General features: G+C 63.2%; 22 protein-coding genes. 9 read left to right on the forward strand and 13 right to left on the reverse strand.

What is annotated here, in order from left to right; all coding sequences use genetic code 11:
• The first annotated feature begins 8 nt into the window (after positions 1 to 8).
• Both BM116_RS08770 and BM116_RS08775 read left to right on the forward strand, forming a co-directional pair.
• A complete protein-coding gene (locus BM116_RS08770) occupies positions 9 to 482 on the forward strand; it encodes a hypothetical protein (RefSeq protein ID WP_083725724.1) in 474 nt (157 codons plus the stop codon).
• A gap of 19 nt (positions 483 to 501) precedes the next feature.
• On the forward strand, positions 502 to 1,596 hold the full coding sequence (locus tag BM116_RS08775; RefSeq protein WP_083725723.1) for a PQQ-dependent sugar dehydrogenase: 1,095 nt from the start codon (positions 502 to 504) through the stop codon (positions 1,594 to 1,596).
• On the opposite strand, the gene BM116_RS08780 is transcribed toward BM116_RS08775, so the two are convergent.
• A complete protein-coding gene (locus BM116_RS08780; protein WP_083725722.1) occupies positions 1,597 to 2,622 on the reverse strand; it encodes a helix-turn-helix transcriptional regulator in 1,026 nt (341 codons plus the stop codon). It abuts the gene before it with no gap.
• Positions 2,623 to 2,775: 153 nt separating this feature from the next.
• Here BM116_RS08780 and BM116_RS08785 point away from each other — a divergent pair, with 153 nt between their 5' ends.
• Both BM116_RS08785 and BM116_RS08790 read left to right on the forward strand, forming a co-directional pair.
• Positions 2,776 to 3,975, forward strand: a complete 1,200-nt coding sequence (locus BM116_RS08785; protein ID WP_083725721.1) for an alkane 1-monooxygenase — start codon at positions 2,776 to 2,778, stop codon at positions 3,973 to 3,975.
• Complete coding sequence (locus BM116_RS08790) at positions 3,972 to 4,139, forward strand: rubredoxin (protein ID WP_083725720.1); 168 nt, start codon at positions 3,972 to 3,974, stop codon at positions 4,137 to 4,139. Before BM116_RS08785 ends, BM116_RS08790 begins: the two co-directional genes overlap by 4 nt.
• A 12-nt stretch (positions 4,140 to 4,151) precedes the next feature.
• Here the strand turns inward: BM116_RS08790 and BM116_RS08795 are convergent, their stop codons facing one another.
• From BM116_RS08795 to BM116_RS08810, 5 genes are all read right to left on the reverse strand, one after another.
• Positions 4,152 to 6,026 carry an SLC13 family permease gene (locus BM116_RS08795; protein WP_083725719.1) on the reverse strand — a complete coding sequence of 625 codons (1,875 nt, stop codon included), beginning with the start codon at positions 6,024 to 6,026 and terminating at the stop codon, positions 4,152 to 4,154.
• Between the two features lie 80 nt (positions 6,027 to 6,106).
• On the reverse strand, positions 6,107 to 7,486 hold the full coding sequence (gene dbpA / locus BM116_RS08800; RefSeq protein ID WP_083725717.1) for an ATP-dependent RNA helicase DbpA: 1,380 nt from the start codon (positions 7,484 to 7,486) through the stop codon (positions 6,107 to 6,109).
• A 67-nt stretch (positions 7,487 to 7,553) separates the two neighbouring features.
• The gene (locus BM116_RS18835; protein ID WP_169847242.1) at positions 7,554 to 7,718 is read right to left on the reverse strand and encodes a hypothetical protein; all 165 of its coding nucleotides are present in this window, start codon (positions 7,716 to 7,718) and stop codon (positions 7,554 to 7,556) included.
• Positions 7,719 to 7,880: 162 nt separating this feature from the next.
• Positions 7,881 to 8,834: a sensor domain-containing diguanylate cyclase gene (locus tag BM116_RS08805; protein WP_083725715.1), complete on the reverse strand. Its 954-nt coding sequence runs from the start codon at positions 8,832 to 8,834 to the stop codon at positions 7,881 to 7,883.
• A gap of 19 nt (positions 8,835 to 8,853) precedes the next feature.
• Positions 8,854 to 9,858, reverse strand: coding sequence for a response regulator (locus BM116_RS08810; RefSeq protein ID WP_083725713.1), 1,005 nt, complete (start codon positions 9,856 to 9,858; stop codon positions 8,854 to 8,856).
• Positions 9,859 to 10,252: 394 nt separating this feature from the next.
• On the opposite strand from BM116_RS08810, the gene BM116_RS08815 reads away from it, so the two are divergent.
• Positions 10,253 to 11,353, forward strand: coding sequence for a GGDEF domain-containing protein (locus BM116_RS08815; protein WP_083725853.1), 1,101 nt, complete (start codon positions 10,253 to 10,255; stop codon positions 11,351 to 11,353).
• Positions 11,354 to 11,422: 69 nt separating this feature from the next.
• Entirely contained in the window at positions 11,423 to 12,553 is a 1,131-nt protein-coding gene (ald, locus tag BM116_RS08820; protein WP_083725711.1) for an alanine dehydrogenase, read from the forward strand.
• A 22-nt stretch (positions 12,554 to 12,575) separates the two neighbouring features.
• Here ald and BM116_RS08825 read toward each other — a convergent pair whose 3' ends face one another.
• A complete protein-coding gene (locus BM116_RS08825; RefSeq protein ID WP_083725709.1) occupies positions 12,576 to 13,475 on the reverse strand; it encodes a 1-acylglycerol-3-phosphate O-acyltransferase, YihG family in 900 nt (299 codons plus the stop codon).
• A 179-nt stretch (positions 13,476 to 13,654) separates the two neighbouring features.
• On the opposite strand from BM116_RS08825, the gene lnt reads away from it, so the two are divergent.
• A complete protein-coding gene (gene lnt, locus BM116_RS08830) occupies positions 13,655 to 15,277 on the forward strand; it encodes an apolipoprotein N-acyltransferase (protein ID WP_139056958.1) in 1,623 nt (540 codons plus the stop codon).
• A 10-nt stretch (positions 15,278 to 15,287) separates the two neighbouring features.
• Here the strand turns inward: lnt and BM116_RS08835 are convergent, their stop codons facing one another.
• A complete protein-coding gene (locus BM116_RS08835) occupies positions 15,288 to 16,502 on the reverse strand; it encodes a BaiN/RdsA family NAD(P)/FAD-dependent oxidoreductase (protein WP_090475116.1) in 1,215 nt (404 codons plus the stop codon).
• A gap of 111 nt (positions 16,503 to 16,613) precedes the next feature.
• Between BM116_RS08835 and BM116_RS08840 the strand changes: the two genes are divergently transcribed.
• Entirely contained in the window at positions 16,614 to 16,841 is a 228-nt protein-coding gene (locus BM116_RS08840) for a VF530 family protein (RefSeq protein ID WP_083728435.1), read from the forward strand.
• 20 nt (positions 16,842 to 16,861) lie between these two features.
• On the opposite strand, the gene BM116_RS08845 is transcribed toward BM116_RS08840, so the two are convergent.
• Positions 16,862 to 17,302, reverse strand: coding sequence for a YqaA family protein (locus tag BM116_RS08845; protein WP_083728434.1), 441 nt, complete (start codon positions 17,300 to 17,302; stop codon positions 16,862 to 16,864).
• 334 nt (positions 17,303 to 17,636) lie between these two features.
• Between BM116_RS08845 and BM116_RS08850 the strand changes: the two genes are divergently transcribed.
• Entirely contained in the window at positions 17,637 to 18,764 is a 1,128-nt protein-coding gene (locus BM116_RS08850) for an MFS transporter (protein WP_407920309.1), read from the forward strand.
• Here BM116_RS08850 and BM116_RS08855 read toward each other — a convergent pair.
• From BM116_RS08855 to BM116_RS08870, 4 genes are all read right to left on the reverse strand, one after another.
• Complete coding sequence (locus tag BM116_RS08855) at positions 18,736 to 19,356, reverse strand: glutathione S-transferase family protein (RefSeq protein WP_083728432.1); 621 nt, start codon at positions 19,354 to 19,356, stop codon at positions 18,736 to 18,738. The genes BM116_RS08850 and BM116_RS08855 overlap by 29 nt on opposite strands.
• Positions 19,357 to 19,405: 49 nt before the next feature.
• On the reverse strand, positions 19,406 to 20,191 hold the full coding sequence (locus BM116_RS08860; RefSeq protein WP_083728431.1) for a sulfite exporter TauE/SafE family protein: 786 nt from the start codon (positions 20,189 to 20,191) through the stop codon (positions 19,406 to 19,408).
• A gap of 105 nt (positions 20,192 to 20,296) precedes the next feature.
• The gene (locus BM116_RS08865; RefSeq protein WP_083728430.1) at positions 20,297 to 21,103 is read right to left on the reverse strand and encodes a metallophosphoesterase family protein; all 807 of its coding nucleotides are present in this window, start codon (positions 21,101 to 21,103) and stop codon (positions 20,297 to 20,299) included.
• The gene (locus BM116_RS08870) at positions 21,100 to 22,062 is read right to left on the reverse strand and encodes a diacylglycerol/lipid kinase family protein (RefSeq protein ID WP_083728429.1); all 963 of its coding nucleotides are present in this window, start codon (positions 22,060 to 22,062) and stop codon (positions 21,100 to 21,102) included. The genes BM116_RS08865 and BM116_RS08870 overlap by 4 nt, the downstream gene beginning before the upstream one ends.
• Positions 22,063 to 22,196 lie beyond the last annotated feature (134 nt).

A 22,196-nucleotide genomic window follows, 5' to 3' on the forward strand; every position in this document is an offset into this window, starting at 1 on the left:
TAACGACAATGAAACTGATGACCGTACTGCGGATCGTCTTCTTCTATCTGCTGGCTGTGCTGGTGGCCACCGTGCTGGGCTCGCTGGTGCAGACTCAATTCAATCTGGCCGCGCTGCAGGCCATGGGTGTGCCGGTTGACGGCACCACGCGGCTGCATAGCAGCCTGCATGACCTGCGCTTTTTCAGCCCCTTTCTGGCCGTGATGGTGGCCGCCTGCCTGTTGCTGGCGCTGCCGCTGGCCGAAGCACTGGGGCGTATCTTCAAGCCCTGGCGCTGGCTGCTGTATTTTCTCGCCGGCTTTGTCGGCATCTGGGCCGCCTGTGAGCTGGCCAACTATCTGCTGCCAATGCCAACCTTTATCGCTGCTACTCGCGAAACGCCCGGTCTGCTGTCATTAATGGCTGCTGTGGGCCTGGGTAGTGCACTGTTTGGCCGCTTGACCAAACCCAAGGCGCGGCGCGGTCTGCGCGTGCTCGGTTGATTGTGCAAGGAGAATGGCAATGAACAAAACGACGTTACTGGGTACCTCGCTGCTGCTCTGTGCCGGCGCTGCCACGGCAGCCGACTATCAGGTTGAAACCCTGGCCGACGGCCTGTCCAACCCCTGGTCGCTGGCCTTTCTGCCGGACGGCGGCATGCTGGTCACCGAGCGCAGCGGCCAGTTGCGACTGATTGATGCCGCAGGCCAGCTACGCGCGGAGCCGGTTGCGGGCGTGCCCGAGGCATTCGTCAACGGCCAGAGCGGTTTAATGGAAGTCGCGCTGGCGCCGGATTTTGCCGAGTCCGGCGAGCTGTTTCTCAGCTACAGCTGCGGCACCCGCGAGGCTAACCACACCTGCCTGGCGGCGGCGACCTTCAACGGCGAAGCGCTGGAGAACACGCACGAGATCTTCCGCGTACAGCCGGCCAAGAAGGGCAGCGCCCACTACGGTGGACGCATCGCCTTTTTGCCGGACAACACCCTGCTGCTTACCCTGGGCGACGGCTTTGATTATCGCGAGCAGGCGCAGAACACAGCTAACCATCTGGGCAGCATTGTGCGTCTCAACCGCGATGGTTCGGCGCCAGAGGACAACCCCTTCGTTGGTCAGGCAGATGCCATGCCCGAGCTGTACAGCATCGGCCATCGCAACGTGCAGGGCATTCTGGTCGATGACGCCGGGCGCGTATTCAGCCACGAGCACGGCCCACGCGGCGGCGACGAGATCAACCTGATCGAGGCTGGCAAGAACTACGGCTGGCCGAAGATCACCTACGGCATCGACTATAACGGCTCGCAGATCTCGCCCTATACCGAGCTGCCCGGCCTGGAGCAGCCGCTGGTTTACTGGGATCCGTCCATCGCGCCGTCCGGCATGACCTTGTATCAGGGCGAGCTGTTCCCCGAGTGGCAGGGCAGCCTGCTGGTGTCAGCGCTGGCCGGCAAGGAGGTGCGTCGTGTCGAGCTGAAGGGCAATGCGGCCGGTGAGCAGGAGTCGCTGTTTACCGAGCTGGGAGAGCGTTTCCGTGATGTGCGCACTGGCCCCGATGGCGCCGTCTATCTGCTGACCGACAGCCCCAGCGGCCAGCTGCTGCGCGTGGTGCCGGCCAACTGATCAGCTGCCCGTCACGCGCTGGCGATAGCTGCGTGGCGGGCAGCCCTGCCAGCGCCGGAAGGTGCGGCTGAAGTTGCTGGTGTCCTGATAGCCGAGGCGTTCGGCGATCACCTCCATGCTCAACTCGGTGTGTTCCAGCAGCCAGCAGGCCTGCTCGCTGCGCACCTGATCCAGAATCTGCTGATAGCGTACCCCCTCGCTGCCCAGGTGGCGGATCAGGGTGCGTGCTGTCAGGTGTTCCTGCTCTGCCATTTGCGCCAGCGTGGGGTAGTGGTACTCACACTGCAGAAGGCGCTGCTTGATGCGTTGGCTCAGGTCGCCGCCGCTTTGCTGACGCTGTAGCTGGTGCTCGCAGTCACGCAGCGCGTGGCGGTGCAGCTCGGCGTCGGCGCCCAGGCAGGGCTGCTCCAGCAGGCCGGCTGGCAGATGCAGGCGCAGGGCGTCGCCGTCGAATACCCAGTTGGCGGCGTAGTCGCGGACGGCATCTGCCCAGTCCGGTTTGGCGCCCGGCCACTCCAGCGTCAACTCCGGCCCCAATGGTTGGCCGCTGACTGTTTCCAGCAGGCGCAGCATGCCGGTGGTGAAATGGCCTAGCAGATAGTCGCGTACCGCCAGCGGCACCAGGTGTTCGTCCAGGCGCAGCACGGGCGGGTCACGTTGTTCGACGACGAAGGTTGCCAGGTGCTGGCGCAGCGGCGCGTAGTGCTGTGCCAGCTCAATGGCTTCGCCAATGGTGGCCGCGGTGACGGCGGCGTAGCCGCCAGGGCCGTGGGTGGATACATCGGTGTGCATGCCGGCAGCAAAGCCCAGGCCGGGGTGGCCGGTGCGCAGGATAACGGCCTGCAGCAGATGGCAGAGTGTCTCCAGATTGAGAAACTGGTTGCCTTGCAGTTGCTGTTCCCAGTTCTGCCCCAGCACGCTGAGCGCCGGATTGTCCTGGTAGCCCTGACGACGCAGTTCGGCCAGCACCAGGCGGGCGTAGATCGGGTGAACGGCCGGGCTCAGCCAGTAGTGTTCGGACGGCATGGTAGCTCTTGTTGGTTTCTTATGCTGTCACAATATGACGGTTATTTGCCGCTTGCAACGGGTGGCGCTGTCTTGGCGCCGGCGCATGATTGGGCGCAGAAGGAGTGCGCCCTCAAGCGCGCTCCTTAAACACAATAATAAGAGGACGCCCCCATGCAACACGCTGCTGCAGATAACGGCCTGGCCGGCTACGTAGACCGCAAGCGCAGGCTCTGGTTGTTTTCCCTCATGGTCCCCGGGCTGGCGTTGGTCGGGCCGCTGATGTACATGCTGGTGTCGCCCAATGTGCTCTGGCTGTGGCTGTCGACGATTTTCGGCTACGTGGTAATTCCGATGCTGGACGGCGTGCTGGGCGAAGACCTGAGCAACCCGCCGGAGGAGGCCGTGCCGGCGCTGGAGGCGGACCCCTATTACCGCTATGTGACCTATGCCCTGGTGCCCATCCTGTGGATCAGCTTTATCGTCAATATTGCCTTTTTAGGGATGCATGAACTGCCTTGGTACGGCACGCTGGCGGTGATTCTGGCAACCGGCGGCAGCCTGGGCTTTGGGCTGAATCTGGGGCATGAGATGGGTCACAAGAAGACCACGCTGGAGCGCTGGCTGGCCAAGATCACGCTGGCGCTGGGGTGTTATGGCCACTTCTTTGTCGAACACAACCGCGGTCATCACCGCGATGTTGCCACCCCCGAAGACCCGGCCTCCGCGCGCATGGGCGAGAGTATCTATCGCTTTGTCTTTCGTGAGATGCCCGGCGCTTTCTTCCGTGCCTGGGATCTGGAAGCGCAACGCCTTGAGCGTTGCGGCAAGTCGGTCTGGAGTCTCGACAACGAGGTGCTGCAACCGGCGCTGATCAGTGCGGCGCTGTATGCGCTGCTGATCGCCTGGCTGGGCATCGAGATTCTGCCGGTGATGCTGCTGATTGCCTTCTGGGGCGCCTTTCAGTTGACCCAGGCCAACTACATCGAGCACTACGGGCTGCTGCGCCGCAAGGAGCCCAGTGGGCGCTATGAGCGTTGTCAGCCGCATCACTCGTGGAACAGCAATCACCTGTTCTCCAACTGGGCGCTGTTTCACCTGCAGCGGCATTCCGATCACCACGCCCACCCGACTCGGCGATATCAGTCGCTGCGCGATTTTCCTGATTTACCGCGCCTACCCAATGGCTACTTTGGCATGTATCTGCTGGCCTACTTTCCGCCGCTGTGGCAGCGGGTCATGGACCCGCGCCTGCTGGAAGCGGTGGGGCATGATCCGCAGCGCATCAACTTTTTGCCGGCCAAGCGTGAGCAGCTGATGCGCCGATACGGGCTGAGTGAGGCGCCGTTGGACGGCGCAGGAGCGGCAGCATGACGCGCTACCAATGCCCCGAGTGTGGTTATGAATATCACGAGGCAGCGGGTGATCCGCATCAGGGGTATCCGGCGGGCACCACTTGGGACATCCTGCCCGATACCTTTACCTGCCCGGATTGCGCGGTGCGCTACAAGGAAGACTTTCGCGCCCTTGAGGAGTGAGCCGGTGGCCGCTTACAACGGCCACACCCACAGCAGCATGGGGATGCTGATGGCCACTACCAGAAGCTCCATCGGCAGGCCCAAACGCCAGTAGTCGCCAAAGCGGAAGCCGCCCGGGCCAAGAATCAGGGTGTTGTTCTGGTGGCCGATGGGGGTGAGGAAGGCGCAGGATGCGCCAATGGCCACGGCCATCAAAAAGCTGTCGGGGTTTACGCCGAGCTGGCTGGCCACGCTCAGGGCAATCGGGCACATGACGGCGGCGGTTGCTGCGTTGTTCATGAAGTCGGACAGCGTCATGGTGACCACCAGCATCAGCGTCAGGGCGATGATCGGGCTGCCCTGGGCTATGTGCTCCAGCAGGGTCCGCGCCAGTACATCTGCTGCACCGGTGTCGGCCATGGCGCCGGCCAGCGGCATCAGCGCGCCGAGCAGGACAATGATGGGCCAGTCGATGGCCTCGTACAGGCGCCGCAGCGGGATAACCCGTGTCAGCATGTAGCCCAGCACGCCGGCGGTGAAGGCGACCGCCGCCGGTAGAATGCCAAAGGCGGCCAGGCCGACCGAGCCCAGCATGATCAGCACCGCCGTCAGTGCCAGGCGGCGATCCGGAATCAGGATACTGCGTGGTGCCAGCGGCGCACAGCCGTACTCGCTGGCAAAGCCGGCAATCGCCTCCGGGTCGCCCTGCAGCAGCAGTACGTCGCCGGCCTGGATCTCGGTCCAGCGCAGGCGGCGGATGGAGCGGTGGCCCTGGCGGGAGATGGCGAGCAGGTTGATGCCAAAACGGGTACGCAGGGCGATATCGGATGCGCTGCGGCCGAGAATATCAGCGCCGGGCTGGACGACCATTTCCTGCAGCACGATCTCGTCGCTATGGCGCAGCGGTGGTGTCTCTTCCTGCTCGGCTTCTTCGGCGGTGGCAGCGTCCTCCGGCGTGGGCTCGTCTGCGCGCGGCTCCTGCTCGTCCTTTTCCTTTTCTTTGTCTGCGCCGCCCGGTGGCACGGCTTCTTCCAGTTTCAGACCCAGGCGTGTCAGCGAGGCGCCCAGTGCTTCGGGGTCGGACTCGATGACCAGGATGTCGCCGGCGCGCAGGATGCGGCTGGACAGCGGCGCGATGACACGAAAGTCGTTGCGTACCATGCCGACAATTTGGGCATCGCCGTCATCCAGCAGCTTTTCCACTTCGCGCAGGGGCTTGCCGTCGATCTTGCTGTCGGCATCAATGTGCACCTCGGTCAGGTAGGTGCCGGTATCAAAACTGCCTGCCTCGGGCTGCGGGCGGTGGGGCACCAGCCAGCGGCTGGCCAGCACTGCCAGCAACACGCCGCCCAGGGCGACCGCCAGCCCCACCGGCGTGAAGTCGAACATGCTGTAGGGGCCGAGTTCGGTCTGCGCGCGAAAGCCCGACACGATCAGGTTGGGTGGGGTGCCGATCAGGGTGGTCATGCCGCCGAGAATGGTGCCAAAGGCCAGCGGCATGAGGACGCGCCCAGGTGGCACACCCTGGCGGTTGGCCAGTTGCATGGCAATGGGCATGAGCAGCGCCATGGCGCCGACGTTGTTCATAAAGGCGGACAGGGCGGCGCCGAGCAGGGTCAGAAAGCCCAGCCCCAGCAGCACGCCGCCGCGTTGCGGCAGGGCGCGCTGGGCCAGTGCTTCGACCGCCCCCGTGGTCTGCAGGCCCTTGCTGAGGATCAGCACGGCGGCGACGGTGATCACGGCAGGGTGGCCAAAACCGACAAAGGCATCGGCGGCAGGGGTGAGCCCGGTCACCACGCAGGCCAGCAGCGCCGCCAGGGCAACAATGTCGTGGCGCCAGCGGCCCCAGAGGAAGAGTCCGACGGTGCAGGCGAGGATGAGCAGAATAAGCTGCTGGCTGGCGTCCATGATGTACTGCTCCGGTTGGCCCTGCGAGCCTGCGGCGCCCAGACATGGAAGGGCGCGCTCAGGGCCGGTTGGGGCCGGGGTTAAATCAGGCGCACCTTGAAGCGCCTTCCCTTGATCTTGCCATCACTCAGGCGTTGCAGTGCCTGCTTGGCCTGCTCGCGGCGGATGGCTACCAGCGCCTGAAAGTCGCTGATGCTGATCTTGCCGATGGCATCGCCTGGCAGGCCGGCGTCGCCGGTCAGGGCGCCCAGCAGGTCGCCGGGGCGCAGCTTGTCCTTGCGCCCACCGGCCACTGCCAGGGTGCGCATCGGCGCGATCAGCGGTCGCTCGGGACGTTCCGGCAACTGCTCTATCTCGCCCCACTGCAGCGGGCCCTGATGATTCTCTTCGATCGGGCGCAGGCGTTTGAGTTCCCGCGGAGCAACCAGGCTGAGGGCCAGGCCAGGTTGGCCGGCGCGGCCGCTGCGACCGATGCGGTGGGTGTGTGCGGCGGGGTCTGCGGCCAGTTCGACGTTGATTACTGCGGCAACGCCAGCGATATCGATGCCGCGCGCAGCCACGTCGGTTGCGGTCAGCACGCTGCAGCTCTGGTTGGCGAATAGAGCCAGTACCTGATCACGCTCGCGCTGTTCCATGTCGCCGTGCAGAGCCTGTGCGCTGATGCCCTCGGCGCCGAGATAGTCGGCCAGTTCCTGACATTGCTGGCGGGTGTGACAGAAGGCGATGCAGGGCTGCGGGCGATTGGCAGCCAGCAGGCGCAATACCGACGCGAAGCGCTGCTCGGGCTCTATCTCGTAGAAGAGCTGCTCGATAGGGTTGTCGGCGCTTGCGCGCTCTACCTTCACTTGCGCCGGGTCGCGCAGCAGGTCACCGGTCAGCTGCGCCAGGCTCGGCGGATAGGTCGCAGAGAACAGCAGGGTCTGGCGTCGCGACGGCGTATGACCCACGATCTCGCGGATGGCATCGACGAAGCCCATGTCGAGCATGCGGTCCGCTTCGTCGAGCACCAGACAGTTCAGGCTGTCCAGTTGCAGCGTGCCCCGGCTGAGATGATCCTGGACCCGGCCCGGCGTACCGACAATGACGTGTGCGCCCTGTTCCAGCGAGGCTGCCTGCGGACCGAAGGGGATGCCGCCGCTGAGGGTGACTATCTTGATGTTGCCCATGCCGCGAGCCAGCTTGCGTAGTTCCTCGGTGATCTGGGCGGCCAGCTCGCGCGTTGGGCTCAGCACCAGTGACTGGCAGCCAAAAAAGCGCGGGTTGAGCGGTGCCAGCAGGCCGAGACCAAAGGCGGCGGTCTTGCCGCTGCCGGTCGGTGCCTGGGCGATCAGATCTCGGCCCGCCAGAATCAGCGGCAGAGCGCTGGCCTGAATGTCGGTGGTGTTTTCATAACCGAGCTGCGCAAGAGACTGCAGCAGCGAAGCGGGCAAAGGGAGAGAGCTGAAGGGTACGTGAGTCACGGGTGCCGGAGCCTGATCTGCGCAATGAGGTTGTGCAGTGTATCAGAGCCCCGGGCGGCGGCTGGCGTCAGCGACGGATACGTGTCTTGCGAAAGCCGCCGTGGCTGACAAACGAGCCAGTGTCACCGGTAATCCAGAAGCGTGTGGCGCGGTAAAACGCCTGGGGCATGCTGGTGTGATAGCTGCGGGTTTTGCGATATGCCCAGAGCCACCCTCGTTTGCGCTCTTTCATACTGACTACCTTGTCCAGAGGCCTGAAATTTTTCGTCAAAAAGCCGCCTTTTTGTGGGCGGCTTATGGGTTTATTGTTTTTTTGACGGTTTGTTGGTGAAGCATATCGCGAATTTGTCTTTTGTGAAACGTTTCTCAACTGACCAAGCGTGCCTGTAAGGGTTCAGCGGGACACAGTCACCTGGTTACGCCCGCCTTCCTTGGACTGGTATAGCGCTTTATCCGCGCGTTCCAGCAACGCTTGATAACCAGCCATGTCGTCCGCCAGAGTGGCAACGCCCAAGCTGATGGTGAAGGTCAGCGGGCTGCCCTGGTAGTCAAGTTGCTGGCGCTCAATGGTGCTACGCAGGCGCTCGGCAAACTGCGCAGCGCCATCCAGGGTGGTGCCGGGTAGCAGTACCACGAACTCCTCACCACCGTAGCGACCGGCAAAATCGGTTTCACGAACCAGTTGCGAGGTGATGCGCGCTGTTTCGCGGATCACCTCGTCCCCGGTCTGGTGGCCATAGGTGTCGTTGACCCGTTTGAAATGGTCGATGTCAAAGATCACCAGGCTGACCGGGTTGTCGTAACGCTGATGGCGTGCAAACTCTCGTTCCAGGCAGGATTCCCAGTACCGGCGATTGAGCAGGCCGGTCAGGCCGTCACGCAGGGCCAGTTCCTGCAGCTTAGTATTGGCCGACTCCAGTTGCCGTTTGTTTACAGCAACGCCGGTGACATCATAAATAATCAGGCAGACATGGTCGGTTTTGCCGGTGCTGCTGCGCAGTGGCAGGATGGTGACGTTCTGGTACATCTCGTCAGCCATGCCGGTGATCGGCTGATAGCTTTTAAAGTGCACCAGGTTGGGCCGTTGCTCCCAGATGGTGAAGGCGCGGGTGCCCAGCATTACCGCGGTTTCTACCTTGTGGGTAAACCAGCCCTGGTCAATCTCGGGGAACAGGGTAAACAGCGACTGCCGGGCGGCCTTGTCAGCGCCGACCCCGGAGTGGTTTTCCATGAAGCTGTTCCAGACCTCGACGTTGTAGTCACGGTCCATGACCACTACGCCGACATCAATGCTCTGCACGATGTCGAGCAACCAGTGGAGTTCGTTGATATCGATGTGTTCGGCCATCTGTAGGGTCCGGTTGTGCTCAGTCAATCAAGTAATCGAGCCGCTCCCGCAACTTGGGCACCGAGTCCTCGGTAAACAGCAGCAGAAGATCAAAGTGAATGTCGAGGTTTTCCAGCCCGTAGCTGATTTCCACCGCCAACGTACGCTTCCAGCGACGCTGGTTGATACGGATCAGATCCTCGATGGGACAATGCTGGCCCAGCACCAGCGGGTGACCCTGCGACAGGGTGATGTTCAGCTGTTCTGACAGGCCGTTGAGGCAGGCGCCGATAATGATGCTGGCCAGGTCAAGCTGCATTTCCAGCTGTGCGCCTTCGTCGCGCTGGGTATTGAGCAGCTTGGCAACGTCGTCGATTTCCGAGTCATGAAAGATCAGCAGCGCCTCGCCGGCGATGCCGCCGCCGATATAGCCCTGGCAGATGGCCGACAGACGCTCGTCGCGCTGGGCGTCGGCCAGTGCCATGTGCAGCTCGCCCACCTCGAGGATATTGACGTTGGGGATCGGCAGCTTGATGAATACGCCGAGCACCCGCCCGAGCAGGTCCGCTGCACGGCCCATGGCAACGTTGGATATTTCACGGAAGGCGTCGCGGAAGGAGACGTTGGGCAGCGGCCGGTAGATATCATCCTGCGGAGCTGGCGCCGGCGCCAGCGGTACATCCACACCGAGGGAGTTGAGGGCCTCGGCCAGTTGCATCGGGTCGGCCGGTTTTTTCAGAAAGGCACGGGCTCCCAGTGCCTTGGCACGGCGAACCGCTTCCTCCTGCACGTCGCCTGAGACGACAATGACCTCCGGGCTGAGGCCTTCCTCGCGCAGCTGGGTCAGCACGCCAAAGCCGTCCAGCTCGGGCATGGTCAGGTCAAGCAGAACAATCTGGCCATTACCCTGACGGATGGCCTCCAGGCCTTCGAGGCCATTGGCGGCTTGGGTGATGCGAAACGGCCAATTAGCCGGCAGGGCTCGGATCAGCTGCTTCCGAGCCATGTTGGAGTCGTCGCATACGAGCAGTGGGATAGCACTCACGGTGTAGTCCTGGTTGCTAATCTGTGCCGCGGGGCTTTAGTTATCGCGGTGGTGGCCGACAAGGACACATGGCCAATAGCCAGCGTGCCGCCCAAGCATGACAACTTATTGACCTCTTGAGAAGCAATCATGCAGAAATGTCGGGCCTTTTTCGGAGAAAGGTTGCACATTTCAGGGATACAGACAGTGCTAGCGTCTATTCTGATCCGTGGGAAGCACTGATTAATGTCGCATGACCTCTGGTGTTCTGGTCGGGCCGCGTTCGGTCGGGCCGCAATCAAGGCGTGGTTTCGCAGGCATGCATGGCGCTGTCGATCAATCACCGAGCAGAGTGTACTGTGTCATTAATCAGTGGGCTCTCAGTCGGCCGCTGTGCACTTGAATGGGGATGTGGATGCCAGAGCGTCTGGGACAGAGTGAAGAACATCGCCGTTCGGTGTTGCGCGCCCTGCTGTGGATTACCCTGGTGGCGGGGCTGGTGTTCGCCGCCATCAACTTTTCGCGCGGGCTCAATGCGCTGGCTAGCCTGGAAGTAGCCTACGCGCTGTTTGCCGGTGCTCTGCTGCCGATTATCGGCACTACTCCGCACCTGTGGCGCTGGACGGTGGCCTACCTGGTGCCGTTTTTCTGCATCATGGAGTTTGCGCTGGTGCTGCCCAACACCTCCTTTACGGTGTTCGCCTGGATTCAGACCATTCCCATTATTTCCTACCTGCTGCTGGGGCGGCGCGGCGGTTTCTGGATGTCCCTGGTGTTTATCGGTCTGGGCGTAGTGGCTTTTAACGTCCGCTACCTGACCGGTGACAGCGCTCTGCTGCAGATGGTGGTGGTGGCCAATATTGGCTTCAGTAGTCTGGCGATGATGGTGTTCTCGCATATCTATGAGCGTAGTCGAGTCGATAACGAGCTGCGGCTTATCGAGCTGGCCGGTACCGACAGTCTGACCGGGCTGGCCAACCGTATGCGGCTGACTGAAGAGTATCGGCGTATTCGCAGCCAGGTCGAGCGCAACGATGAGGCTCTGTCGCTGGTGGTGCTGGACCTGGACTGGTTCAAGCGCCTGAACGATCGCTATGGGCATGAGGTGGGGGACCGCGCGTTGCAACATACGGCGCGGCTGGTGGAGGCGCGGTTGCGCGACTCGGATCTGCCCTGCCGCATCGGCGGCGAGGAGTTCGCCTTGCTGCTGCCGGGGGCGAGCCTGACGCAGGCCGCCGACCTGGCTGACGGTTTGCGCGCGCAGCTGGCGCAGACGCCGCTGCAGGTAGGGCAGGAGCAGGTGGTGATTACCTTCAGCGGCGGTGTTGCCACCCTGGGTGAGGATGGTGCTGATCTCAGCGCGCTGCTGCGTATCGCAGACCGGCGCATGTACGAGGCCAAGCACAGCGGTCGGGATCAGGTGGTCGCCGCAGGTCAGCGCTATCCCCTTGGCGCCGAATTGGCCGGGAGCACCGCAGCAAGCCGTGCTGCTGCTGCTCCATCTACGGATACCTGAACGCCCTGGTTGTGGCGCGGCAGCGCTCTTCTACACTGTGGGGTAGTTGCAGTGAGGAGACGAGCAATCATGTATATCGGTGTGCCGACTGAGATAAAGAACCACGAGTACCGCGTGGGGCTGACGCCCGACTCGGTGCGTGAATTGACTGGCCACGGGCATCAGTTGCTGGTGCAGTCCGGCGCTGGCAGTGCCATTGGATTCTCTGACGAAGCCTACCGTGAGGCAGGTGCCCGGCTGGTATCACGCGAGCAGGTCTTCAGCGACAGCGAGCTGGTGGTCAAGGTCAAGGAGCCTCAGGCTGAAGAGCGGCGCCTGCTGCGTCCGGGGCAAACGCTGTTCACCTATCTGCATCTGGCGCCGGATCCGGCCCAGACCCGCGATCTGCTGGCCTCAGGCGCGACCTGCGTCGCCTATGAAACCGTCACCGATGCGCAGGGGCGCTTGCCGTTGCTGGCGCCGATGTCCGAAGTGGCGGGTCGTATGGCCATTCAGGCCGGTGCCGGTTGTCTGGAGAAGGCGCGCGGTGGGCGCGGCGTACTGCTGGGCGGGGTGCCCGGCGTGCCGGCGGGCCGCGTCGTCATTCTGGGCGGCGGCGTGGTGGGCAGCAATGCGCTGGCCATGGCGGTGGGGCTGGGCGCGCAGGTGATGGTGCTCGACAAGAGCCTGGATGTGCTGCGCCGGCTCGATGCTCAGTACGGCAATCGCATCGAGACCCGCTACGCCACGGCGACAGCGGTGGAGGCGGCGCTATTACAGGCGGATCTGGTGATTGGTGCGGTGCTGGTGCCCGGCGCCGCTGCGCCCAAGCTGATCAGTGCGGACCTGATCCAGCGCATGCCGGCCGGCAGCGTGCTGGTTGATGTGGCGATTGATCAGGGTGGCTGTGCGCAAACCTCAAAACCAACCACCCACGCCGAGCCGACCTACGTGGTGGATGAGGTGGTGCACTATTGCGTGGCCAACATGCCGGGAGGCGTCGCGCGTACCGCCACTCAGGCGTTGAATAATGCCACGCTGCCCTTTGTGCAGGCGCTGGCCGAGAAGGGCGTGGCGCGAGCGCTGCGTGAAGATGCGCATCTGGCCAATGGTCTGAACGTGAGTCACGGCGCGTTATGTAACGCCGAGGTTGGCGCTGCGCTGGATCTCCCGGTGCAGTCGCTGGAGGAAGCGTTGGCCACCCTAGGGAGCACCTCCTGAGCAGGGCCGTGGCAGGCGGCGCTCAGCCACCTGCCCGGGTGTTCTCGGCGCGCAGGGCGCCGATGCGCTCGTCCTTTGCCTGCCACAGGTCTGAGACCCACTGCTGAAAGGCGGCCCGGTACGCCGGGTCTTCGCTGTAATCCCCCTGCAGCAGCTCGCCCGGCAGCTGACATTCGCGAATATCAACGATGACGCGCGCAACCTGGCCGCTGACCAGGCGCCAGAAGCCTGGTGGTTTTGCCTCGGGGTAGACGATGGTGACATCCAGCACGGTGCGCATTTGGGCACCCAGGGCGGCGACTACAAAAGCAATGCCGCCCGCCTTGGGTTTGAGCAGGTGGCGGTAAGGAGACTGTTGTTGCTGTTGCTTGGCCGGCGTGAAGCGCGTGCCTTCCAGATAGTTGACCACGGTCACCGGCAGGCTCTGGAATTTTTCGCAGGCGCGGCGGGTAATCTCCAGGTCCTTGCCACGATCTTCGGGGTGGCGGTCCAGATGCGCCTTGCTGTAACGCTTCATGAAGGGGTAGTCCAGCGCCCAGAACGCCAGCCCGAGAAACGGCACCCAGATCAGTTCGCGCTTGAGGAAAAACTTGAAGTACGGCGTCTTGCGATTGAACGCCTTGACCAGCGCGGGGATGTCGACCCAGGACTGGTGGTTGCTGATAACCAGATAGGAATGCTGGCTGCTGAGCTGTGCATCGCAGCGGATGTCCCAGTGGGTCGGGGTGAGCAGGGCGAAAATCGCCTTGTTGCCCTCGGCCCAGGTCTCGGCGATCCACATCACGCCGGCCGAGCAGGCGCGTTGCAGGGTCGGCCACGGCAGCAGCTTGATCAGGCCCAGCAGCAGCATCGGGCCGATACCGATAAGGGTGTTGAGCAAGATCAGCAGGCAGGTCAGCAGGCCTGTCATCCAGTGAGGCATGGCGGGTTCCTTGTCGCAGGCAAGCGCCAAGCATAGCGAGTTTTGTGGCCGGGCGGCCAGCAAGCGTTCACCCGTTCAGGTGATGGGCAGCAGGGTAAGCGGTTTCTATCGTCAATGGCCGGGGTGTGGGTGCCCCGCACGCGCGCTGACTCGTCGCCGGCTGGCGCACCGGCAAGGCTGTGGAGCAGGTCATTATGGCGGCGGTGGGTAAGCCTGAGCTGAAGTACGCTGCAACAACGTCGCTGTGCGTCCAGGTGCGTCAGCGTGCGCTGACTCGCTTATTGCTGGCGCTGCTCTCCGGGGCAATGCTGTCATTGCCCTGGGTCGACGGCGGGCTCTATTGGAGCGGCTGGATTGGCTGGGTACCGCTACTGTTTGCCCTGCACGCCAGCAGCCTGCGTCAGGCCGCGCTGCTGGGCTGGTGCTGCGGCACGGTGTTTTACATCGGCACTGCCTATTGGATGGTCGATTTTGTCATTCACCTGAAGGGGCTGTCGCTGCCGGTCAGTTTGCTGCTGGCCTCTTTGTTCTGGCTGTATGCCGGCGCCTCCATTGCCGTCGGCTGCGTGCTGTTTCGTCTGATCTCGCGGCGGCTGCCGCAGCTTGATCTGATCAGCTTCCCGCTGGCGCTGGTGATCGCCTGCGCGCTGTACCCGACGCTGTTTGACCTGCGCTTTAGTGAAACCCAGGCGGCGTTTGTGCTGGCGATACAGGGGGTTGACCTGGTGGGCGCTCAGGGCTTGGACATGCTGATGCTGTTGACCAGCGCGCTGTTGTTCCAGTGGCTGCAGCGTGATCTTGGCGGCCTCAAGGGGCAGTTGGCGCTGGGCGGCAGCGCGCTGGTGCTGATCTGGTTCGTTTATGGCTGGTTTGCCCTGGGCCACTGGGATCGCCAGGCTGCGGCCTGGCCCACCATGCGTATTGGTCTGGTGCAGCCCAATGACGCGCCAACCCGGCGTATTCCTGCGCCGCCAGAGGGCTACTCGCGCGAGTACCCAGAAGAAATGGTAGCTACCCGCCGGCTGTCCGCTGCAGGCGCGCGCTGGGTGGCCTGGCCGGAGGCGCGTTACAAGGGCTACTTTGACCAGCAAAGTGTGCGCCAAGCCTGGGCCGATCAGATATTGGGCATGTCCTCGGACCTGTTTTTTCACGACGTGGAAACCCGTAACCGCCACGCCACACCGGTCAGTTACAACACCCTGGGCTGGCTTGGGCAGGAGGGGGCGCTGGTAGATCAGTACCGCAAGATGCAGCGGGTGCCCTTTGGCGAGTACCTGCCCGACTTCTGGACGCTGCCGGGTATCAACTGGCTGACAACCCGGTTTTTTGGCGACTATCTGCGTGAGGTAGGCGAGGGGCAGGAACATGTGTTCTTTCCCATCGAGGGCATGCGCGTAGTGCCCAAGATCTGCTACGAAACCGCCTTCCCCGAATTTATCGCCGAGGCCATTGGCAGCGATGCCGGCGGCAAGGTGCTGCTGTTTGTCTCCCAGGACAACTGGTTCGGGGAAAGCTCACAGCCCTTTCAGCATCGCGCGATGTCGATCGTCCGCGCTGTTGAGAACCGCGTGCCCATGCTGCACCTGATCAACAATGGCCCCTCGGTGGCGGCTTTGCCCAGTGGGCGCGCGATTGCCGGTACGCCGGCCTTTAGCCGCGCCGAAATGCTGGTTGATCTGCCCTATTCGCCAACGCGTGGTGGCAGCTTCTTTACCCGTCATGCGCAGCATCTGAACTGGTTCTGGTACACCGCTCTGGCCGTTTTGCTGGGCTGTGCCCTGTGGCCGCGCCGTCGGCGCTGAGTCTGCCGGTTCAGGCGAACTGGCCGGCGGTATAGCCAGAGGACCAGGCCCACTGGAAGTTGAAACCGCCCAGATGCCCGCTGACATCCAGTACCTCGCCAATAAAGAACAGCCCCGGACAGGCCTTGGCCTCCATGGTCTTGGAGCTGACGTCATCGGTACTGACACCCCCCAGGGTGACCTCCGCCGTGCGGTAGCCCTCGGTGCCCGAGGGCTTGAGCTGCCAGCCGTTGAGCAGGGCGCCAATCTCGCGCAGTTGGCGGTCAGGCATCTCGGCCAGCGCGGTATCGTCATCGGCTGGCCACCAGAGCGTTTGCAGCTCCGCCACCAGCGATTTGGCCAGATGAATGCAGAGGCGCGTCTTCAGCCGGCTGCGCGGTTGATGCTGTTTTTCATCCAGCAGCCATTGGGCGGCGTCCAGGCTGGGCAGCAGGTCAACGCGCAGGGTATCGCCGCTGTGCCAGTAGTTGGATATCTGCAGCATCGCCGGGCCGCTCAGGCCGCGATGGGTAAACAGCATCGCTTCGCTGAAATGTTGCCCGTTGCAGCTGACGTCGACGTCCAGCGCGAGGCCGGCCAGGCGCTCGCAAACGGCCTTGAACTGGTCGCTGAAGGTGAAGGGCACGAGGCCGGCGTGGCGAGGCGTCAGTTTGAGGCCGAACTGCTCGGCGAGCTGATAGCCGATGCCGCTGCCGCCCAGGGTCGGAATCGACAGCCCGCCGGTGGCGACCACCAGTGACTGGCAGCGAAGGGTGACTGGGCGGCCCTGCTGTTCAACCTGCAGGGTGAAGCCGCCACTCTCCTGGCGCTCTACGCTGCTCAGCTCACAGTGGGTGCGAATGTCCACCTGGGCTTGCAGGCACTCATTCTCCAGCATGTCGAGAATCGGCTTGGCCGAGTCACGGCAGAACAGCTGCTGGTGTTTGCGCTCCTCATAGTCGATGGCGTAGCTGCCGACCATTGAGATGAAGTCCCACTGGTTGTAGCGCTTGAGGGCGGATTTGCAGAAGTGCGGGTTGGCGGAAATGAAGTTGTCCGCCTCCACACTGTAATTGGTGAAGTTGCAGCGACCGCCGCCGGACATAAGGATCTTCTTGCCGATGCGGTTGGCCCGCTCCAGCACCAGCACCCGGCGTCCGCGCTGGCCTGCCGTTGCGGCGCACATCAGCCCGGAGGCGCCTGCGCCCAGTACGATAACGTCAAAGTCGGAGGCTGGCTGGGGCACGTCGGAAGTCCGCGAATGGCTGGGTGGAAGCGGCGAATTCTAGCATTGTTGGGGTGTTAGGGGCTGGGCTGGCGTAGAATGCAGCGTTATCGGCTATTGAAGGAAAGCGGCATGTCATTGAACCAACCCCCGTGCGCTGTTGACCCCTTGCACGGCGTAACCCTCAAGGCTCTGCTGGAGTCTCTGGTGGAATGCTACGGCTGGGAGGAGTTGGGCCGTCAGGTACCGATCAACTGCTTCGTGCATGAGCCGAGCATGAATTCCAGCCTGAAGTTTCTGCGCCGCACGCCCTGGGCGCGCGCCAAGGTAGAAGCGCTGTATATCGCCAGCCAGCGCTGAGCCTGGTTTGCTCTGGCCCCTTAGGCCATCCATCCCAGCGTAGCAGCGGTCAGCAGCAGATAGCGCCCACCCTTGGCGATTGCCACGATCAGGGTGAAGCGCCACAGCGGCTCACGCATCACACCGGCAACAATGGTCAGCGGGTCGCCGATAAAGGGGGCCCAGCTCAGCAGCAGCGACCAATACCCCCAGCGGTGATAGGCCGCCTGGGTGCGGGCCAGGCGCTCGGGTGTGAGCGGAAACCAGCGGCGCTGCTGAAAATGCGTGATATAGCGCCCCAACCACCAGTTGAGCATGGCCCCCAGCAGGTTGCCGGCGGTGGCGACCAGCAGGACCGGCTGCGGGTCGTAGTGACCGCTCAGCAGCATGGCGACCAGTGCAAACTCCGACTGCAGCGGCAGCACCGTGGCGGCGCCAAATGCGATCAGAAACAGGCCTATGTAACTACTCAGCTCCCACATGGGGTCTCCGGCGAGGCTCGGCGGGCCAGCATAGCAGCCAAGGCTGGACGTTGGCCGCGTTTGGTCCGGTGATTATGTGTCGGCGTACGTCTGAGGCGGGTTGACGGCAACGATTTATTCCTAATTTCCATAAATATCGAATCAATGCTTCACCCTGTCGGATAAAGCAGGAATAATGGCGCGTTTTTCCCGCCGTTCTGGAGTATGCATGTCCGAGTTGTCTGCAGACCTGACCGATGTTTCCCCCGCTCACCCTGCTGGCTCATTATCCTGGCTGATTTTGCTGGCGCTGGCCGTGGGTGGCTTTGGCATTGGCACCGGTGAGTTCGTGATCATGGGGCTGATGCCCACCATCGCCGCCGATCTGGGGGTTACCGAACCGCAGGTAGGACATGTGATCAGCAGCTACGCACTGGGCGTGGTGGTCGGGGCACCGATTCTGGCGATCTTTGGCGCCATGCTGTACCGCCGGCATCTGCTGTTGCTGCTGATGGTGTTCTTTGCTCTGGGCAATCTGGCCAGCGCACTGGCCCCGGACTACCACAGCCTGCTATTGGCGCGCTTTGTCGCCGGCCTGCCGCACGGCGCCTACTTTGGTGTGGCGGCGTTGGTGGCGGCCTCGCTGGTGGCGCCGAACAAGCGCGCGGCGGCGATCAGCTTGGTAATGCTGGGCCTGACACTGGCGATCCTGGTGGGCAACCCGCTGGCGACCCTGCTCGGGCAGCAGATTGACTGGCGCTACGCCTTTGTTGCGGTGGCCGTGATTGCGCTGCTCACGGTGCTGTTGATCGCGCTGTTTTTGCCGCTGGATCGGAGTGTGGTGCGCAGCAACCCATTGGCCGAGCTGCAAGCCTTTCGCCGTATTCAGGTGTGGTATGCGCTGGGCATCGGCGCCATTGGCTTTGCCGGCATGTTTTGCGTATTCAGCTACCTGGCGGTAACCCTGCTTGTGGTGACCGGGGTTGCGCCCCTGGTTGTGCCGCTGGCGGTAGCCACCTTTGGCGCTGGCACCCTGGTGGGCAATCTGGCCGGAGGCTGGCTGTTTGAGCGCCTGCAGTTTGCTGCGGTCGGGGTGGTTCTGCTCTGGAGTGTGGCGGTGCTGCTGCTGTTTCCCTTTGCCGTGCAGACCTTATGGAGTGCGCTGCTGGCGGCGTTTTTGGTCGGCACCATGGTGGCCTTGTCGCCCCCGCTGCAGACCCGTTTGATGGATGTGGCCGCAGATGCACAGACGCTGGCTGCAGCCTCCCATCACGCCGCATTTAACGTGGCCAATGCGCTGGGGCCCTGGCTGGGCGGTCTGGCGATTGGTGCCAGCTTGGGCTGGACTGTGACCGGCTACGTTGGTGCGTTGACCGCCGTAGCCGGTTTGGGGCTGTTTTTGCTGTCCTGGCTGCGGCAGCGTCGTCACCCCGAGGAGTTGGTGGCAACAGACCCTACCTGCCGGCCATGTATTGATCGTTAAAGGCCTTTGCCCGGATGGCCGCCGGGCGCTCAAAGGCGGTCGCCACAAACTCGGCAAAGCCCGGACGCTCGGGCACGATGCCCTCGCTCATCGCCCAGCCTAGCTGCGCTGCCAGGTAGAGGTCGGCGGCGGTGAAGTGGTTGCCGCACAGCCAGGGGCCGCCCAGCAGCGCCTGCTGCACGGTGGCCAGGGTGTCTTCAAAGCTGCCGAAGCCGACCATGCGCTCGCGTCCCTCCGGCACCTCCCAGTCAAGTTTGCGGGCGGTGATGGCCTGCTCCAGCGGACCGGCGGCAAAGAATAGCCAGCGCAGGTAGGCGGCGCGGCGCGGGTCGTCGACCGGCGGCGCCAGTTGGGTGCGGGGGAAGCGGTCGGCCAGATAGGCGCAGATGGCGGCACATTCGGTGATCAGCAGGTCACCGTGCATCAGCGCAGGCACCTTGCCCATCGGGTTGATGGCGCGATAGTGCGCGCTTTTTATCTCGTCGCCGTAGTCGATCCAGACGGTTTCATACGGCATCTGCAGTTCTTCAAGCATCCAGTGTACGAGGCGGCCGCGTGATTGCGGATTGCTGTACAGGGTCAGTCCATGCATGGGTGTCTCTCCTTGTTTGCTGCACCCAAGCATAGACCCTGATTGCCTGTCAGGTCATGAAAACCTTGCCCAGCCCCACGGCGCTGGTCACCAGCAGGGTTACGCCGAGCACGCGGAAGAACTGGCCGCTGTCGTTGTGCAGCATGCGGTTATGAAAGCGCAGGCCGATCAGGTGGCCAACGGTCACGCAGGGCAGCAGCCAGAGATGATGGATCAGTTGCAGATCTACGCCGGCCCAGACAAAGGCGGCCATCTTGATCGAAACCAGCACGAACCAGAGTACGAACAGCGTGTCGCGCAGTTTTTCGCGCGCAACATGCTGCGCCGCCACCGCAATGATCAATGGCGCGCCGATCAGCGAGGTGCCGCTGATATAGCCGCCCAGCATCAGGAACAGGGTATCGACTACCCGGCTGTTGCTGCGAAAGGGACGGTTGAAGATGTACGACAGGGCGTAGCCAGAGACGATCACAAAGATGATCAGACTCATGATCTTCGGCGGCAGGGTCAGCAGGCCGAATACGCCGATCAGCTTGGGGATCATCATCACCAGCAGCATGTGACCAAGGTAGCGCCAGTCGACCGAGCCGCCTGCGCTGCCGGTCTGCTGCGCCGTCTCGGGTTGCCTTCGGTTGTTCATGATCACCGTGAGTGAGGAGAACAGCAGCAGGTGAGCGGCAATCAGCGGCAGGAATACCAGCGGGTCATCGTGTATCAGCAGCAGAAAGGGGAGCGCCAGTACTGCGCCGCCAAAGCCCAGGCCGGAGCGTACGAAGCCGCTCCAGACAAAGACCAGACCGATTAATGCGTATTGCCAGAGACTCAAGTCGGTCATGGGTACCCGCCAGATCAGCAAAGCCGCTCAGTATACCGATCTTGCTGCCAGGTTTGCGTTGCGCTGTGGCGGACGCTCTGTTGCCCAGGCGGATCAGCGGGCGAGTCAGGCGCTGCGATCCAGCGCCAGATCGGTGTGGCTGTAGAGACGGAAGCTTTGGCTGGTGTCGGCGTAGTCCCAGCGGGCCACCGAACAGGCGTGGAAAGGGCCGTCTGTGCTGTGCTCGATGAGATTCACCGAGTTGGGGATCTCGCCGCGCACACGTGACGACAGCGCAGTGCCGGCCTGCGCTGTCCAGGCCTGGCGGCCGCTGGTTTGACCGTTCAGCGGGCGCACGTAGGGCAGGTGAATGTGTCCGGCAAGCAGCAGGTCCAGCCCGGCATCAACCCAGCGCGGCACCACGGCATCGCCACCGATCAGCAGGTTGCTGCGGTCCGAGCTTTCCACCGCGCGCACCGGATGGTGCTGCATGACGATGCGCAGCTGACGGGCACTGGCCCGGCGCAGGCGCTGCTCAACGCGTTGGATCTGCTCATCGGTCAGCTCCCCGTTCTTGTGCCGGTCCGCGCGCGAGGAGTTCACGCCCAGTACCAGCAGGCGTTCGGTTTCCAGCACGGGTTCCAGGTCGGCGGCAAAGTTGTCCTGATAGTGGCCGTAGGGGCGCAATAGCCGCTTGAACGGGTTGAACAGCGGCATGTCATGGTTGCCGGGCACCGCCAGCATCGGTATGCCGAGCTGCTCCATGAAGCGCCGGGCGCGGCGAAACTGATCTGGTCGGGCACGCTGAGTGATATCGCCGCTGAGCAGTGCCAGGGTCGGGCGCTGCTGCTCTACCAGCTGCATCAGCGCCGTCATGACTGTTTGCTGCTCAGTGCCAAAGTGCGGGTCGGAGAGGTGCAGGATACGCGTCATGCACGCTCCCGCAGGCTGTCGTCGCGCGGCACCAGCAGGGGCAGCGGCTGCTCGGCAACGCGGAACTCCAGCGGCGACTGCATCCAGCGTATCTCGCCATCCATCGCCACTTTGACCCGGCGGCGGCGATGGCTGAGGTTTACCCGCAGATGTTTGAAACCAAAGCTGATGACGTGCTCGTCTTCGCCCATGCGGCTCAGCAGGCCGCGCAATACCAGGCCGTAGAGCGCCAGGGTGCCAAGTGGACGCGCGGTCATGGCCACCAGCTGGCCTTGCTGCAGACGTGTCTGCTCATGAATGCCGATATGCTCCAGCTGCAACTCGTTGTTGCCAACCACGATGGTCTGGGTGCGCAGATGACGTGTCTGCTCGCCATTGTCCAGTTGCAGGTTGAGCTGGCGGTGCGCGCGCATTAGGGTGACCAGGGCGGACCAGAGCGCCACCCAGCGGCTGCGGCCATAGCGCTGCTTATAGGCCTCGCGGTCTTCCAGTAGGTCCGGGTACAGGCCCAGGCTGGCGTTGACCAGAAACACGTGGCCGTTGAGCTGGCCGACCTGAACCGGCTCTACCACGGAGTCGAGCAGGCTGCGGGTGGCGGTCTCGGTATCCTGGGAGATGCCGTAGGTGCGTCCGAAATAGTTGAAGGTGCCCTGGGGGAGAATGCCGAAGGGCACATCCGCGCCCAGCACGACATTGCTGACGGCGTTGAGCGTGCCGTCGCCGCCCGCGGCGATCACCGCTCCGCCTTCGCTGCGGGCACGTTGCAGTGCCTGCCGGGCTGCGTTTTCAAGGTCGCTGCCGGAGCCAACCTTGAACAGCTCGTAGCGCCGCCCGGCCTTATCCAATACGCGGCGGATGCTGTCTTCCACTTCGTTGCCCCGGTGACGGCCGGAGCCGGTGTTGAGCACAATGAACAGCGGTGTGTCCGCTGCCAGTGGCGTCCCTGCGGTGATGGGCATGGTCGGTCTCTAACCTGGTGGCAAGATGGGTTTGGTTTTTAGTCCTGATCCGCCGGCCGAAGGTTCAATCGCCGCGTCATGACAGGCCAAGCCTTAAGGCTGGGTTAAGGTGGCCGGCGTAATGTCGCGACCAC

It is taken from the genome of Halopseudomonas pachastrellae, assembly GCF_900114765.1.
Taxonomy (GTDB): Bacteria; Pseudomonadota; Gammaproteobacteria; order Pseudomonadales; family Pseudomonadaceae; genus Halopseudomonas; species Halopseudomonas pachastrellae.